Source organism: Paraprevotella clara YIT 11840 (assembly GCF_000233955.1).
GTDB lineage: Bacteria > Bacteroidota > Bacteroidia > Bacteroidales > Bacteroidaceae > Paraprevotella > Paraprevotella clara.
The window spans coordinates 80001-96971 of record NZ_JH376591.1; the positions used below are offsets into that span (position 1 = coordinate 80001).

A 16971-nucleotide genomic window follows, 5' to 3' on the forward strand; every position below is an offset into this window, starting at 1 on the left:
ATGTCATTTTTGAGTAAGAATGATGTTATTGTAGGTTTCTAATACGCCTATCTTCTCGCTGTCGCGGTTTTCTCCCTTGAAAGCATAGAAGACAAAACCGTTCAAGTCTGAACCAGATGTACGTCCGTTATCTGTAAATGAAAGTATTCGTGGTTCCATTTGTGTGGTTGTACTAACGATACCGGCTTTTTCTATCAAATACATCGTACCGGCTTCATCGTTCCAAGGGCACAAATGCAGGAAAGAATTAATAGATTCTCCTGTTTCTAGGGTGAGGACGACCTCTGTCAGATACTGGGTCCGGAACTCAATCATGCCTGTAATATGGTTATATAAAGCATTTAGTTTGATCTGAAGTCCACCGCATGTAACTTTAGTTTGTAGTGTATCGCTTTGTCCTACACGACTGAAAGTAACGGTTTCGGTAGTGTCTTTTCGCCCGAAGTTATAGGTGTAAGATAAATCCCATTGATGTTCGGTATAAAACTCTATGGGTATGTAATCTGTCGGCTGGACATATTTTAGTTGGATATTGGTGTCTTCGGTACTAGTAAACGACTTGTCTGCGTTGTTCCAGATGAATTCGTCGCAAGTTATGCCGTTTACCGTTGTTGGGGCATAAAGCCGTATACCTTTGTCCGTATAAGCGAAAGAGACTTTGCGCTTGTTGATTTTACCGTTTGCATCCGTCTCGCTGAACGTAATTACATTTTCTTGAGAATAAGCCGAGGGGATAACAGTGCTGCCATTCCGGAAACCGACCAACGTTGCATATTCCGCACTTTCGTTGCGGATGAGGTTGCAATTGGATATATAAGTATTCCAATCTGCATTATCAGCTATGCGAATCATGTGCATCACAGCACCGTGTTTTTTGCCTTTAAGCGTAATGTCATTTTGTGTGGCTGCAGTAATGACGAACTCGAAATCACCTTCGTATCCATCTGCGTCAAGAACGCCTTTAGGTTCCGACCAGTAATGAATCAACGAATTGTAGGTACTGAATGACAGAACTGTGCTTTGATCGGCCAAAAGAGAGAATTTGGATGTGACCTGTTCACCGGCCCGGATAGAATCAGGGTCGTCCATTCCTTTTACCGATTTGTCGGACATTATAGTTACGTTCTCTCCTTCGAAACGGAGTAGGAGTACAACCCCTCCTATATCATGATTTTCTCCGCCCGGATAGTATTCCAGCTTCCAACCGTTGGAGGCGCCGGTTAATAAGGTTTGATATTCTGACAAGGCAGACTCGATACGTTGATTTGAAGATTCTTCGAAGATGTCATCTTCGCTGAAGAAACAAGATTGCAACGAAAGGGTGAGTAAGCCCACTATACTCAATATGCTAAATCTTTTCATTCTTTTGTTTTATTAAAGGGTTTCCAAATCAAGTTCCGGAATTTCATTACAGCGACGAAGAACTGTGGCGCGTAATTGATTGATGTCGATATTCCAAGAATCACGCAGATAAGTTTTTGCGATCTCGAACTTTTGGGTAATTAAAGAAGCACCTTTTTCACCGGCACCTTTCAGGAGATTATCCCACCAAGTTTGGTCGTTAGTGATGTAGCAGGATATTGTTTCTGCAAAATCCTCATCCGGTTGATCCATAGCGTAAGCTGTCACGAATCCCTTTTTATTAGCCGTGGTATCGGCAGTTTCTGCCCACTGCGAACCTATGTAGTCTGATTCAGTGATTTTTTCGAAATCGGGGTCATAGGGCTTGGTCTGATGCAAGACGTGAGTAAACTCATGGTGCATGACATGGAAATAGCTGGCGTTTAACTGCTCCGGGTCATTAAGATAGTTGTCTATATTATTCACATTGTATAGAATGACTTTCATACCGCCTTCGGCTGTGCCCAGCATGACGGTTTGTGTGTCGGCATCGTAGGCGGCAGAACCAATCATGAGAATCTGTTTAGGCACATAAGTACGTAAGAATTCGATACCGGCCACTTCATCGTAAGATTCAAGCCAAACGTATTTAACGACTTTAGCCAATTTGATGGATTCCTTCATTCCTGCTGGAACCAAGTCGTATGTCAGATTGCTCTCGATATCTTCCCATTTGTATTTTACTTCTATATTATAAGGAGCTACATAATTAGTCAACAACCAATTATCAAATTCGTTCCTTGCCGGAGGTGTTGTATTGAAGATGCTGTTGGAGTCGAGGTCGTCATCATTACACGACACCGTTGTCAGGGTCAGTCCCGCCAATAACAGATAACCTATATACTTTTTCATTTTTATTTTGTTTTTTAGTCGTTTCTATTTGTTTCTCGGATTGGGTTGTAAATCGGCGCTGATGACATCACTTGGAAGTTGTATCGCGCGACGTGGGTCATCGGGCAGTAATGTGTCGGTAACTGTGATATCCCGATTTTCTACCGTACGTCGATAAACTGTGATGCCGTAACGTTTAATGTCTCCCCATCGTAATCCGTCGTGAAGTGTTTGAATCCGTCGTGCATGCAGAATGAAATGAATCATGTTTTCTTGTGTACCTGCTTCGACCGTGAAGTCCGGATGCAGTTCTTTTTTTACCGTTGGTTGGGTCGGAGTGTAGTAAGCTACATTACCGTAGAATTTGTTGATAGCCTCTTCGGTAAGATGCACTTTAGAGGTAGTATAGGCATCTTGCCAGATTTGCATATCAGCAATTGCTTTTGCATACTCTTTCTTCATAGCATATGCTTCGGCACGTACCAATAAGGTTTCATCGGTATTGAATACGGATGATACGACGTTATAGTATCCTACTTGTGCGTTGATATCCGTATATTCCATATAAAATAATGGGTATTTACGGAAAATGACTTTCGGAATGGAGGTGTAATCGGCTGCTTGTTGCTTGAGTGTAGTGCTACAGTCCCCCCAAATGCCAGTAGACATACACGTCTCGTTTTTAGCAATCGTAGGATTGTGGGTATAGCGGTTGGTCGTGGTTAGCGGCCCGTTGTATAACCCCCAGAAGGAACGTGATGTGATGAGGAGCAAATTGGCTTTATTGGCAGCATCTACATAAGCGTCGGGCTGCAAGTTGTCATTTAGAGTAAGTTTTCCTAAAGCCCCCCAATCTCGTGTTACCAGTGCAGCATTGTCTCCTAAAGCGATATTGGCGCATTCGATAGCCTGATCATACTTTTGATAATACAAATAAAAGCGAGCGGCAAAGGCGTAAGCAGCTTTACGATTGAAATGATATTTGGGAACCGTATAATTATTGTCATCTATAAGTTGAAGTCCTTCTTCCAAGTCTTTTTCGATGTTTTTGTACGTTTCGCCGATCGTTCCACGCTCGTAATGCGGGGCTACAGTCGTTTCAGGTTTCGTAGCATAAGGAATTCCTAAAGCTTTATCCTTATTACTTTCACTCCAGGCTTCGCAGAATATGTAACTCAAAACGAAATGCCCGTAAGCCCGGCATAAAAGGGCTTCGCCGCGTTGTGCAGAGAGGTTGACGGTATTGTTCTCGCTTTCCAGCTTTTCGATGGCTTCCAGAGCATGGTTGGCTGTAGCAATAGCTTTGTAACAACTGCTCCAAAGAACACTGGGACAGTCATTTCCACTTTCTTTGGTATCTTTCCATTGGTAGATTTCCCGACTTAATACGGGAGTAAGTCCATCAGTATATTTCGATCCATTGTCATCGGTGTTGTCCGATGAGAATTCCGCTATCATGTTCCAGTTCGTAGTGGGATAAGCAGTGACCAGTATCTTAGTGATCTTCTCCGGAGTATCTAGTTCCGTGCGGTTGTCGGGCATAGTGTCGAGGAAATCGTTACAAGAAGATACGGTCAGTGACAGTGCGGTTAATGCAACTGCTGTATATTTGAATTTCATTGTCTTTCCTTTTATTAATTATGCGTTATTATAAACCTAATCTGAGTGTCATGGTAAACTGTCTGGGGACAGGTGAGGCAACACCGCCAGAATTTACGAATTCCGGATCCTGGCCGTTAAGTTTTTTGTCGGCGTACAACAGGCATAAGTTTGTGGCCTGGAGCTTCAGCGAGACATTGGAAACTTTCAGTGCACTCAACCATTTTTTTGGGAAATCATAAGCTACGGATATTTCCTTTAAGCGGATGAATCCACCTTTGGCTACGCGTTCCGTAGAGTAATTATAGGCACTGTAGGCATTTCTTAACTCGGCATTTTCATAATACTGACGGTAGCTTAAAATAGTTGGAACGTTAGTACGGTTCTCATCTCCCGGTACCATCCAACGGTTCTTGAATTCACGAGTTGTGGCCGTGAGATCGCTGTAACGGTAGCTGAATACCGGGTCTAAACGAACGACATTTCCACCGGAGTAGGTAAAGAATACATTCAAATGTACATTTTTGTAAGTAAAGGAGTTACCCAGACTTCCTGTAAAAGTCGGCTCCGTTGGTCCTTCATACTTCAACCATGAGAAGTCATCGCTACTTTGGAAACTGAGATCGGTACTGGTGATTTCACCTTTTTCATTATAAAACATGGGAATACCGTTACTGTCCAAGCCTGCAAATGGGATAGAGAATAATCCACGGTGAGGATAACCGACCATTGTGAAACCGGTTCCGCTTACGTAGTCCATCGTTGTGGCAATGGCATTGAGATCAGTTACTTCATTTTTATAGATAGAATAGATGAAGTCGGTGTTCCAACTGAAATCTTTTGTTTTGATGTTGTTTGAGGAAACGCTTAATTCGAAACCATGTGACTTCATGGAGGCGATATTTGCGAATTTGGCGATTTCACCACCTACACCCTGTGTTCTGGTTGTTCCGATCAAATCGTGGTTATCACGTGTGTATACGTCCATTGCTACGTTGATACGATTCTCAAGGAATCCTAAATCTATACCGAGGTTGAATTCAGTTTTCTTCTCATACGTCAGTTCATCATTACCTAAAGTGGAAAGTATAAGTCCGCTTTCCTGTACGGAAGTAAACGGACGGAACGGACTACTGCTGGCAATGATGGCCGTTGAGTTGGACAAACCCGGTCCGCGGTCACCCGTTAACGAGTAAGATAATTTAAGGGCTGCATGAGATACGATTTTTTTGATGGGCTGGAAGAATACTTCTTCATCCAAGTTCCATCGTCCGGATATATTCCATGTGGGCAACCAACGTGCGTTACGGCTTTTACCCATGCTGTTTGTACCTTCGTAACGGACGGTTCCGTTAACTGAATAACGTGATTTATAAGAGTAGTTGGCATTCAGGAAGAAGGCAGCACTGCGTAAGTGACTACGTCCTAATGAATAATAGTTTGTTCCTTGTTCAATGCCTTGCTTAAAGAACTGGTAGATGTAGAATGGAGTTTCTCCCATAGCATACTGCATACCCCAACCATTGAAATTAGAGCGGTCATAGTCTGTGGAGTTTGTTTCCATTCCGGCATATACATTCGTCAAATGAATGTCGTTCCACAAACGGTTCCAAGAAGCTGATGCACGGAAGTCTACACCTCTGGTCTTGTAGTCGGTACGTTTGTATATACCCCCCTCTGGCAATACACTGATAGGTAATGAATACGGATTATCTGGGTCGGTGTATAGTTTATCGTTTTCGTCGCGGATAACGGAATTACCCATGGCACGATATGCATTGGCCTGATTTGAATCATCCTTGATGAATTGTTCGTTAGCAATGGTACTGTATTTGATGGCTCCCAATGCGCTGAACTCCAATTCGGACAACGGTTTCCATTTCAATTCGCCTTGGAATTTCAGATCCACAACGTTCAATTCAATATAGTTGTTGTTTAGTTCGTGGAATATGTTGAAATCCGCATAGTTACGCGTGTAGTATTCATTCGGATCAAGAGTGCGCGAAGTATTCAGGGCGTAAGAGTAGGGGTTGATATCGAAGTCACGGCTTATTTCACCGTTTACGACATCTACGGTTTGGTCTGCCGTACCGGGAGCACGCTGCTTGCGATAGGAAGCATTGCTCAGCAGGTTCAACGAAAGTTGTTTGCTGATATTGAAAGTCGTATTTAAATTTGCCGTATAGCGGTTTACCTTACTTTGTTTATACCATCCCGGGTCGTTCATAATGCTCAAAGATGCATAGTAAGTAGCTTTTTCCGTACCGGAAGAAACACTGATAGAGTGGTTTTGCATGACATTGGTGTTGAACAGTTCGTCAAACCAGTCGGTATTACGTCTTTCCGCTGTTTGCAAATAAGCGTTGCGGGCTTCCGGAGTGTTAGCCAGTGCAAACTGTCCTGTTGTGGGATTGTAGGTATTAATCAAATGCCACATCTTGCCGTATACACCACTGTTGGGTGCGTTGTACAATCCGTTGGAACTGTCGCCAGAGAAATTCAACCAACCTTTGTCAGACAATTCTTTGTACACGCCCATTTGGTCTTGCGAGTTCATGATATTATAGTTCTTGTAGCTAGGCTTCATTCGCATTGTGAATTCACCGGTATAATTGATACGACTCTGTCCGGCTTTGCCCTTTTTGGTCGTGACTACAATCACACCCGCCATAGCACGTGCACCATAGATAGAAGTAGCGGATCCGTCTTTCAATATCTGGAAGCTTTCGATATCATCGGCATTCAGTCCTGAGATAGAAGAACTAATGAGTGTTTCCACATCTCCGGTAGCCAAAGCGTCAGCACCGACATCAACTGCATCTTCTTGAATGACACCGTCCACGACCCACAGTGGTTTGCTACTACCGTAAATGGATGTAGCACCGCGTACACGGATTTTGGGTGCAGTACCAAAAGTTCCGGATACGTTTTGTACAGATACACCGGCGGCACGGCCTTCCAACGACCGACTGATGTCGGCCATACCGTCGATTTTCATTTTCTCTGCATCCAATTTGACGGTGGCTCCCGAGAAAAGTCGTTTATCCATCTTCTGCATACCGGTAACGACCACTTGTTCCATTTCTTTGCTATCTGGCTTCAGAGTAATTTTCAGATTCGGTTTGATAGCAACGGTTTGAGATAGGAACCCGATGTAGGAAATTTCCAGGAACTTGGCATCAGCAGGGAGGTCCTTTAGCGAAAATTTACCGTCGAAGTCAGTTGACATTCCTGTGGTCGTTCCTTTTACTTTTACGCTGGCTCCGATGAGCGGTTCACCATCTTCGGCGGAGTAAACTACTCCAGACGCACTTTTTACTTGCGCCATGACCGCATTGGCCGTAAAGCACAGCCATAGGCTGAGCATGAGTAATTTTTGTCTCATGAAAAGAAATACTTATTTTAATAAATTGATTATGAAAATTCACATTAAAAACATGGTGAAAAGAGGGTGTGGCATTCACTAATACCACACTCCTCTTTTGATTTCACCAGCAAATGAATGCTGTTATTTTACGAATACTTTCTTCACAACACGAGTATTCTCGGTCGTTACCTCAACCAAGACGATACCCTTATGGCCTTGCAGCTTCAGGCTGCCTTCTCCTTCGATAACAACTTGGTCGAGAACACTTCCGTCTACACTGTACACTGTAACTTGTGCCGTTGTGCCGGCATTAATGTGGATGGTGTTGTTGTCAGCATTCACGGAGATACTTTCGTCTGCTTTTGTTTGTTCGATGGAATTATAATCGTCTGTATTGATGTCAGCTCTGGCTGCATTGATGATGTTTCCCGTGTTGGCATCGATCATCATACATACAACTTTACAGTTCGTGAGGTCAATGACATTTTCCGGGATATTTAAGTCCAGGCTAGTTGTATTCTCCTCACCGGCTGTTACGGAAGAAGGAATCAGACCGCTTACACCATAGTAAGCACTGGGTATGCTGCGAACTACATCGTTGAACGTGTAAGGTGCCACAACACTGGCAGCGTACTGGCCGCCCAATCCCCATTCTCCGAGATTCGGGTCAGAAGTACCTCCCAAGTTGTTACATTGATAACGGGTTAAGTTATCTTCCAGAATAGCCATGAACAAACTTACGTTTAGATCTGTCGCATTCAGTGCATATTTATAGGTACAAGGCACTACGATTTTGCCGTCCTGATACTTCGCCGTGATGTTCAGTTCGGCATCTGCAGCCACTTTGAATTCTTTCTCGGCCTGGTCTAACCATAAATCCGAACCGTTTGTGAATATATAATTCACTTTTCCTTCTGTGTTTTTAACGCTGGCCATTGGATAAGAAGGAACGGGGGTAGCTCCGCCCTGACGGTTAACCACGCCACTGGGAGCACCACTGAAGTTCAGGAACGCGGAATACTCTTCAAGTTCTTTGGTCGAGTAGATGTCGCCATCGTAAGTGTGGATAGCCATGGGGATGATTTGGTCGCCAAACATTTTCTCCATGTTGCCCAAAGCCAGAATTCCGAGCGGACAGTTCGGGCAATCCGTACCTGTAAATTCTTCTATCACCAAACGCTTGGTCGGTGCGAAAGCCAGATTCTTGATAGAATATCCTGTTGTTTTTTCTTCATCATCTAAAGTGATATCCAATGTGAACTTGTTTGCGATGCCTACGCTTAGCGGGAGAGCTTTTTGGAAAGCAAAGTCATACTTGTCACCATTCTTTAAAGAGAGACCAGATTCGCTGATTTCATCTATGGCGTTACCATTAGCGTCTTTCATGATAATGTGTACGCTCTGATAAGTATCTTCCAAAGCATTGATACTGATACGGCCACTGATTTTAATTTCTTTTTGGTTTACCACGGAGGTTTCGTTGGTCAAACCCACCAAAAACTTCTGGTCGTTGGTTACTTCCACATTATCTATAAAGATGGCACTTTGATCTTCGTTCTCGTTCACGAAAGCAATATATACGTTTTTGCCTTTAAACTCTTCCAGTTTTACGATGTGGGAAGTCCATTCTCCTGCTAATTTGTTTTCGTCTTCACCAGGTTTTTCAAATTCGTCGTAAATAACCTTTCCTTCATTCTTGAATTTAGCGATAAGATCGTCGTTCAGAGCATTCAATACGGGGTCGTATTCCCAAACCATTATTTTCAAACGGTCTCCTTTACTCTTGAGATAACTCTGTGACTCCCATCTTAAATAGCATTGGTTAGACGGAATGAAAATTTGCGTTGTTACCATCCAGTCGTCAGACTTTCCTGCCGGAGAGTACATGGAATGTGAAGCTGCTGCCAAATCGCTGGTGTTGTCCTCATCCCATACGATGCTCCAAGGAGTTGTAGTCGCAGTGAATCCCCATTGGGCCATGCTTTCCACCGGTTCGCGTTTATCTCCTTCATAGAAGAGGAATTGGCCCAAACCGTTGTTAAAATCGTCTTTGAACAATGTTACATCGTCGTAGTTGATTTCACGTTCATAGTTACCCGTGTAGTGCAGGTTGATGGCTTCGTTCGGATTGCTACCTAAAACGTCCGTGACTGATCCTGCCTTGATTTTTACGTAATACTCATTACCCTTATACAAATATTGTCCGGCAGACGGGTACACGCCTAATTGTTTACTGTCGAGAGAGGACACAGCCATTTTCAGTTCGCACATCGGCTCTGTTTCGTTATTGCGGTAAACTGCGGCGTAAGCCGTGTCGGTCAAGGCGATTCCTGCATCAAAATTAATGATGATAGGGTTCGTAGAGAAGTTCAACAATGATAGGGTTGAGTTGTCAACCGGTGCAATGCTAGTAGGTGCGACTGGCTTATTGGCCCGTCCGGTGTAGCTAATGTTAATTTCCTTGCAGGCCTTCTCGGCATCACCATTAATAACGATGGAACCAGCCGGGACAGAAACAGTATATTTTTTACCGTCTTCGAGGTTTGCGCCACGGAAACTAATATCGACGATTTTGCTGTTATTGGCGTTACGTTTGAACGTTACTGAACTTGTTACTTTGTTCCCGTTTTCGTCTTTTAAGATTACGGCACTGCTCTTTCCTGTCACTTCAATGTCGCGGTCAAAAGTGAGGCTTAGTGATTTCAGGGCAGAGAATTGTGAACCTTCCTCCGGGCTGACGGAATAGTTGGCCAATAAATCAATTTCATTGGTCAGTTCAACGAGCGATTGAGGCATCTCCAGTATATAACTTTCACCTTTATAGACGAAAACGGCGATTTTAGTCCCTTCTACATTAAGGGCAATCGGAGTGCCGCTATTTTCAAACCCCGAAGCTGTATTGAAGTCTATATTGTAATGCTGTTTCAGGATTTGGGTTAGGCTGTACCAGTATTGGCCTACGCGTATGCTCCATTCACGTGCCGGACTGTCTGAAGGTGAAGCACCGAACACATGACCCTCGTTATCACAACATAGTCCGATGAGACCTTGATCCTGATTCTGGTCGTAAATAGAGAAAGAACCGGCTTCGACGTCATAAAGAAAAGGAGTTTTGTATTCGGCATTTCCTTCTTTTACCATATAAGCAGTACCCGTTATATACTTTCCGTTGTTGCTGATACGTGCATCATCGATAAAGGCCAGATTCTGAGCCAACGGAGTCCATTTGTAATTCTCATCTACATCGAATCCGATGAATTTATATGTTTGCTTATCCCGATCATAGACGTAATAACAACAAGCGATAGGCTGGATATAGCTGAAAGACAGGCAACCTACGATATAACGTCCGTCAGCGGAAATGCCTACAAAGCGGCTTTGGTGCTGGTCTAGTCCGGTCATGTCTTTTACCGGGATATTAGGCGTTTCTGTGATTATACCGCCTTTACTCATATCCCACAGTACGGGAGTTTCGTCATACTGACCTTTGGTGGCCCTACCTATGGCCCACTTTCCGTCGGGAGTAATGGCGTTAACTAAACCACCGTCCCATCCCGTAGGAACAGGAAGTACTGTCCATTTGTTATTGGTTTTGGTCCAAACGGCCGGATTGCCTTCATATCGTCCTACTACGAGAGTTCCCTCGTTATTGACATCGTAGGCGCCGTTGCCTAATGCGGTTCCGCTTTCGCTCAAAAGTTCGGTAGCCTTGTCCGTAGCCAAGTCTATGAGCTTCGGAAAATCTTCCACACTGTTACCGTTCGTACCGAAAGCTACAGCCCATTTCCCATTGTCGGACATGTTTTGGAGTGTAGCTTGGTCTGTGAACTTGAAGGTATGGAACGTAGGTTGGCTCACGCCGTCAGCGTGGACTTGTACATTCCATAGTATTCCCAATAGAAAGAGGAACACCAAACAAGATTTTTTTTTCATAAATACTAATTTTAGATAGACTATAATTTGATTTTTTTTAATAAACTTGTACTAAGGACGCGCAAAAGTACAATAAATATTCCGTTTTTTTAGTATAAAAAGAATATTTTTCTTGCAAAAAGATGGCTATATTATAGAAAAAACGTACTTTTGCAAAAAAATATAAGGATATGATGAGATTAAGTAAACTCATGAGTGCCGTTGCACTGTGTTTGGTTAGCCTGGGGGCTTATGCACAGTTACCCTCCGTACAGTTGAAAGATTTGGAGGGAAAAACTGTAAATACTGCAGAATTAAGTAATAATGGAAAACCTTTCGTTATCAGTTTCTTTGCAACATGGTGTAAGCCGTGTAACCGTGAGTTGAAAGCTATACATGAGCAATATGCCGATTGGCAGGAGGAGACGGGAATGAAAGTGATAGCCGTTTCGATCGACCAGGCACAGAATATCAACAAAGTGAAGCCGATGGTCGATGGAGAAGGCTGGGAATATGAAGTTTTGTTGGATCCTAACAGTGAGTTTCGCCGGGCAATGGGTGTGCAGATGATTCCCCATGTGTTTATTATAGACGGTAAGGGCAAAATAGCTGAATCACGTAGCGGTTACACCGACGGAGCCGAGAGCCATTTAATTGAAAAGGTACGTGAATTGATTGGAGAGAAGTGATTTTCACCTATAATATATAAGGTATAAATGAAAGGATATGGAAAGCCGATAGCCTTGTTCTGCGCAGGGCTGTTGGCCTTTACTTCACATGCGCAGGAGCATGAAAGAAAAGTCGTTTTGCACGGGAGCATACAGAGCGATGTGCTGGTTCCCGAGGAGGATGAAAAGATTGGTACAGGCAGCTATGACGATTGGGCGTTAACCAACACTTATGTAGATTTAGGTTTGATGAGCAAAAACGTAGAGGCAGGTGCCCGTTTGGAGTTTACGGAATACCCCTTGCCCGGTTTTGAAGCCGACTTCAAAGGTTGGGGAGTACCTCATCTTTATTTAAAGGGAATAAGTGATTTCGGTTTTGATGTGACCGTCGGTGATTTTTACGACCAGTTCGGAAGCGGTTTCATATTCCGTACTTACGAGGAACGCAGTTTGGGTATCGACAATTCCCTTCGTGGAGCGAGGTTGAACGTGACGGCGTGGAAGGGAGTACAGTTTAAGGTTCTCGGTGGTTTGCAGCGTCGGTATTGGGATTGGAAACATGGCGCTTGGGTCGGCGGTGCCGATTTGGAAATGAATCTGGAGCAATACAGTAGCAAGATGCGTGATAAAGGTATTACGTGGATGGTAGGGGCGTCTGGAGTCCTCAAACAGGAAGGAGATGAGGATATCATTGTATCCGGTACTAATTATCGCTTGGATTTGCCTACGACTGTCGGTGCTTTCGATGTACGTTCGCGCTTCCAAAAAGGAAACTATAGTGTGTTGGCCGAGTATGCCTGGAAAAGCCAGGACCCTTCTTTCGATAACGGATATATTTACCACCGTGGTAATGCCCTGATGCTTTCGGCTTCTTATTCCAAACGAGGAGCCAGTGCCTTGGTGCAAGTGAAGCGCAGCGAGGATATGTCTTACCGCAGTCAGCGTTCCATGGTCGGAACCTCGGTGTTTATCAACAATATGCCGGCCTTTGCCTATCAACATACCTATGCTTTGGCTGCTCTTTATCCCTACGCCACACAAGCGGCGAAAGGAGAATGGGCTTTTCAGGGTGAATTCGGTTACAGTTTCAAGCGTAATACGGCGTTAGGCGGTAAGTATGGAACTAAATTGAAATTGAATGTCAGTCATATTCGTTCGTTGGACAAAGACCCGGTTGAGGAATTCAATGGCTCCACTTACGGAACGGACGGTTATAAATCCAAATTCTTCAAAGTGGGTGGAGAAACTTACTATCAAGACATCAATTTGCAGATGGAAAAGAAACTGACCAAAGCTTTTAAATTGAACTTGATGTACATGAACCAGCGTTACAATAAAGATGTGGTAGAAGGACACGGCGGTACGATTAAGTCTAATATTGCTGTGGCCGAAGGTAAATACCAGTTTAACAAAAAGCTGACTTTGCGTGCCGAGGCTCAGTATCTGGCTACCAAGCAAGATGAAGGCGACTGGACCTACGGACTGCTGGAACTTTCCGTTCTGCCTTACTTCATGTTTACGGTGAGCGACATGTGGAACAATGGAGCAACGAACCTTCATTATTATATGGGTTCTGTGACATTCAATTACAAAGCACACCGTTTAATGGCCGGTTACGGGCGTACGCGGGCGGGCTACAACTGTTCGGGAGGGGTTTGCCGTTATGTGCCGGCAAGCCGTGGTTTCCAGGTATCTTACAATTATAATTTTTAAGCAAGAGACATGAAGAAAAGTATATTGTATACAGCCTTTTTAGGCTTTGCCGCCTTGTTTACAGCCTGCGATGAGGTGTCCGAAGGAGAGCGTTATATTTCTTTGCCTCAGGTAGAAACCAAGCGAAATGTCCTTTTGGAAGATTTTACGGGGCAATTTTGTTCAAATTGTCCCACAGCACATGCCACGATCAACAGCCTGAAGGCGCAATACGGCAGCTCTTTGATTGCTGTAAGTGTGCACGCTACGGACGTGTTCGGTATTATGGAGGGGCAATATCCCACTATCGTAGGTTTGATGCAACCGGAAGGAAACGTCTATGCAGCTAAATGGGGAGCTTCCGATTTGCCAACCGGGATTATCAATCGTAGCGGAGGGCTTTGCAATTATGATAAATGGGGAACGGTAGTGCGCGAGGCTTTGGCTAAAGATACTAAGGTGGCCATTGAGCTTTCGGCTGATACGGTTCCCGGTAAAGACAGTATTGCCATTGCCGTAGAGTTGAATCCTTCTGCCATGGTGTACGGTAAGTTGCAGCTTTGGATTACGGAAAGTAACATTACGGCTTTGCAGCAAAACGGGCCGAACCTGGATGTGAATTATGTGCATAATCATGTGTTCCGCGCTTGTGTAAACGGGACGTGGGGTGAAGATGTCGCCTTGCAAGAGAATGTTCATCAGACGCTGGAACGAGGTATAAGGGTGAAGTCCAACTGGGTGAAAGAGAATCTTTCCGTGGTGGCTTTTGTTTATAATGATGCCGAAGGTGTAATGCAAGCGGCTGAATGTGAAGTAAAATAAGAAAATAATATTAATTTAATTAGGAATAAAAGTATGAAAAAACTCTTTACTTCTTTGGTGGCTGTTTTCTGCGCAATGGCAGGAATGGCTCAAACGTTGACTTTTTCACATGATGGGGTTGCCATCGAAAACGGTTCGACATTCTATTCACGGGATATTAATGAGATTTTGGCGGGTTTTGGAGTCACTAAGTTCGAACCGGAGATTGACCTGTCAAGCGATGTGGCTGCTAACGTTTATGTAAGTATTCAGTCTTTAGATGAAGTTTCCGTTGAACTTTGCGCCATTGATGGCACTTGTGTTACAACGGATGCCGATAAGGGGTATGTCGCTCAGAAGAATGGCGAATGGACAGCGAATGAGGTTGTAGATATGCAGATCCATTGGAATGCGGGTTCTTTGCAGGCTGGTGCTATTGCTACCACCCACGTTGTGGTTTCCGCATGGTATGAAGGACAGGAAGCCAATAAGGTTAGTTTCACTTTGGTCATGACTAACGATCCGGCATTGTCTGTTCAACAGACAAAGGGCAAGTCTGAAAGTATTTCTGTACAAGGTAATGTTTTGAGTTACGTTTTTGCCGACCATACAGCCCATACGCTTTCTATTTATACAACGAACGGTGCGAAGGTAATGAGCTTTGCTTTGGCCGGTCAGGAAGGAACTTTGGCATTGGACGAACTTTCTGCCGGTTTGTATGTTTATCAGGTTGAGGGCAAGGCTAAGATGAACGGCAAATTCATTATCAAGTAAAACGCTAAAAATCATTATCAATATGTATATGAATAAAATATTCAAAGGAAGTTGGGCTGTGGCTTGCGCTTGTGTAGCATTGTCGGTACAGGCTCAGTCATTGCAACAAGTAGCTCCTTTATCAACTCGGATGCAGGCCGAATCAGAAATTTCACCCCTTCAGGTGGCATCCCGTAATCTACCTACGTTCAAAGCGCAGGCAGGAAAAGTAGTCAATGTGAACCACATGAATGCTACGTCCTCACAACGCTTTCAGAAGAATGCCCGTATTTCCGGTACGAACAATCAGAAACCCGGCACGAGCTATGCCGTAAATAAGGGTGTGTATAACTTGGTATCCGGTATTGCTTTAGGACAAGACGGCAACGGACAGGCAGTCTATGCCGAAGGCGGTGTGTTGGCTTACATCGACCGTCCACTGACGTTCCACAATACGACGCCTTTGTGCGACGAATTCTCATGGGCTTTCGGAGGCTCTACTTATACGGAAGATTCTTTAAGCATGCGTCCTTACTTCCCGAACAACGGTTTTTATTTCGATACGCCGGTGCTGACTGCCACGCTTGGTTCTGCGGATTCAACCTATCAGTTGGGAGCTCATATCGACGCCACGACCCATAAAAAGGTACCCGGAATGGTGGCTGCATCTCTGATGGCTTATGTCTACAATGTAGATGCCGATGCCACACCGTTTGTGGATACTTATTATACGACAATGAGTTCTACGGATCCTTGGAATAACGTACTGTTCGGTGCGGACAATATGTATAAGTCTTCCTATGTCGAGTGGTTCGACGCGCCGACCGAGGGGGGAATCATGTTGTGGGGTACACACTTTTATGTCATGACACCGGCTTCGGTCGATTTGTCGAATAAGACATTCCAAATCGACTGGGTCGAAGTTGTGGGCGAAGAAGATAAAAAGCTTCGAAGCTTTCAGGCTAAGCCGGAGTTGAATCAGTCTACTTCTTCGTTAAGACTGTGGGATATCAATGTCAATACTGAGACTCCGACCACTTTGGTGAAGAATGAGTTTTATGTGATGATTACCGGCCCGCAAGACGGGACAAAGTGGGCTTTGATGCATCAGTTGAATCGTGCGGAACTCACGAATCCCGACAAAAACACTGCTTATTACGTACCGACTACCGGTGAATTTGCCGGAAAGCTCTGCCAGTATGTTTTTATCGCTACGGACACCGAAGGAAAAGAATATGAGTTTACCTACAACACGTCCTTGGACATTCACATGTTTGTGGCCACACCTTATATTATTATGAGCGAAGATGATGCCACTGCCACAATCGTTCAGCAAGATGAATTGGAACTCAATATCGACGGTGAGACCCATAATTACTTGTTGATGGACTGGTTTGGAACGGCTTCTTCCGGAACAACCATTTCCGCTTCAATTTCCGAGTCTACAGACGGTGACTGGCTTACCGTAACCCAACCGGTGCAAGCCGGGACGGATGCTAACCGCAAGAACTATTTCAGCATGAGTCTGAAAGCCACGAGCAAGGACTGGTTGCTCGAAGGGCGCAGAGCTACTCTGACCTTGAAGGACGACCGCGGTTTCTCTCGTGATATTGTGGTTTACCAAGGTGACCGTGACGCAGCCGATGACGCTTTGAGCATCAGTGAGATTAATGCGGCCGGAAAAGTCAATGCTTCTTATGCGAACGGTAAGTTTACGGTAACTTATCCTACGGACTACGTGCAAGTGAAAGTGTACACCTTGTCCGGTCAGCAAGTGGATAGTCATGTTCTTTCCGGTAACGGTAAGGAAGAAATTTCGGCAGCGGCTTTGACAGACGGAGTTTATCTGTTGCAGTTTGTGGGTAAGGATACCCAGACCGTGAAAGTGATGAAATAACCCGCTTGGCGGATTTCATATAAAAACCGGAGGCATATTTCCATTTGAGA

General features: G+C 44.3%; 10 protein-coding genes. 5 read left to right on the forward strand and 5 right to left on the reverse strand.

The window, feature by feature from the left end:
- Positions 1 to 3: 3 nt before the first annotated feature.
- From HMPREF9441_RS03700 to HMPREF9441_RS03720, 5 genes are all read right to left on the reverse strand, one after another.
- Complete coding sequence (locus HMPREF9441_RS03700) at positions 4 to 1362, reverse strand: DUF4302 domain-containing protein (protein ID WP_008618192.1); 1359 nt, start codon at positions 1360 to 1362, stop codon at positions 4 to 6.
- Positions 1363 to 1374: 12 nt separating this feature from the next.
- The gene (locus HMPREF9441_RS03705; RefSeq protein WP_008618193.1) at positions 1375 to 2253 is read right to left on the reverse strand and encodes a zinc-binding metallopeptidase; all 879 of its coding nucleotides are present in this window, start codon (positions 2251 to 2253) and stop codon (positions 1375 to 1377) included.
- 24 nt (positions 2254 to 2277) lie between these two features.
- Positions 2278 to 3852 (reverse strand): RagB/SusD family nutrient uptake outer membrane protein, encoded by a 1575-nt coding sequence (locus HMPREF9441_RS03710; RefSeq protein ID WP_008618195.1) that lies wholly within the window; start codon positions 3850 to 3852, stop codon positions 2278 to 2280.
- A gap of 28 nt (positions 3853 to 3880) precedes the next feature.
- Positions 3881 to 7216, reverse strand: coding sequence for a SusC/RagA family TonB-linked outer membrane protein (locus tag HMPREF9441_RS03715; protein ID WP_008618197.1), 3336 nt, complete (start codon positions 7214 to 7216; stop codon positions 3881 to 3883).
- A 123-nt stretch (positions 7217 to 7339) separates the two neighbouring features.
- Positions 7340 to 11131, reverse strand: a complete 3792-nt coding sequence (locus HMPREF9441_RS03720; RefSeq protein WP_008618198.1) for an Omp28-related outer membrane protein — start codon at positions 11129 to 11131, stop codon at positions 7340 to 7342.
- 170 nt (positions 11132 to 11301) lie between these two features.
- Here HMPREF9441_RS03720 and HMPREF9441_RS03725 point away from each other — a divergent pair, with 170 nt between their 5' ends.
- Genes HMPREF9441_RS03725 through HMPREF9441_RS03745 form a run of 5 tightly spaced genes read left to right on the forward strand, consistent with a single transcriptional unit; the run spans position 11302 to position 16921 of the window.
- Positions 11302 to 11799 carry a TlpA family protein disulfide reductase gene (locus HMPREF9441_RS03725; protein ID WP_008618202.1) on the forward strand — a complete coding sequence of 166 codons (498 nt, stop codon included), beginning with the start codon at positions 11302 to 11304 and terminating at the stop codon, positions 11797 to 11799.
- Between the two features lie 27 nt (positions 11800 to 11826).
- Positions 11827 to 13491 carry a DUF6029 family protein gene (locus HMPREF9441_RS03730; protein ID WP_008618204.1) on the forward strand — a complete coding sequence of 555 codons (1665 nt, stop codon included), beginning with the start codon at positions 11827 to 11829 and terminating at the stop codon, positions 13489 to 13491.
- A gap of 9 nt (positions 13492 to 13500) precedes the next feature.
- Positions 13501 to 14292 carry an Omp28 family outer membrane lipoprotein gene (locus HMPREF9441_RS03735; protein WP_008618206.1) on the forward strand — a complete coding sequence of 264 codons (792 nt, stop codon included), beginning with the start codon at positions 13501 to 13503 and terminating at the stop codon, positions 14290 to 14292.
- Positions 14293 to 14325: 33 nt separating this feature from the next.
- Positions 14326 to 15045, forward strand: a complete 720-nt coding sequence (locus HMPREF9441_RS03740; protein WP_008618207.1) for a T9SS type A sorting domain-containing protein — start codon at positions 14326 to 14328, stop codon at positions 15043 to 15045.
- A 28-nt stretch (positions 15046 to 15073) separates the two neighbouring features.
- Positions 15074 to 16921, forward strand: coding sequence for a T9SS type A sorting domain-containing protein (locus HMPREF9441_RS03745; protein ID WP_244949598.1), 1848 nt, complete (start codon positions 15074 to 15076; stop codon positions 16919 to 16921).
- Positions 16922 to 16971 lie beyond the last annotated feature (50 nt).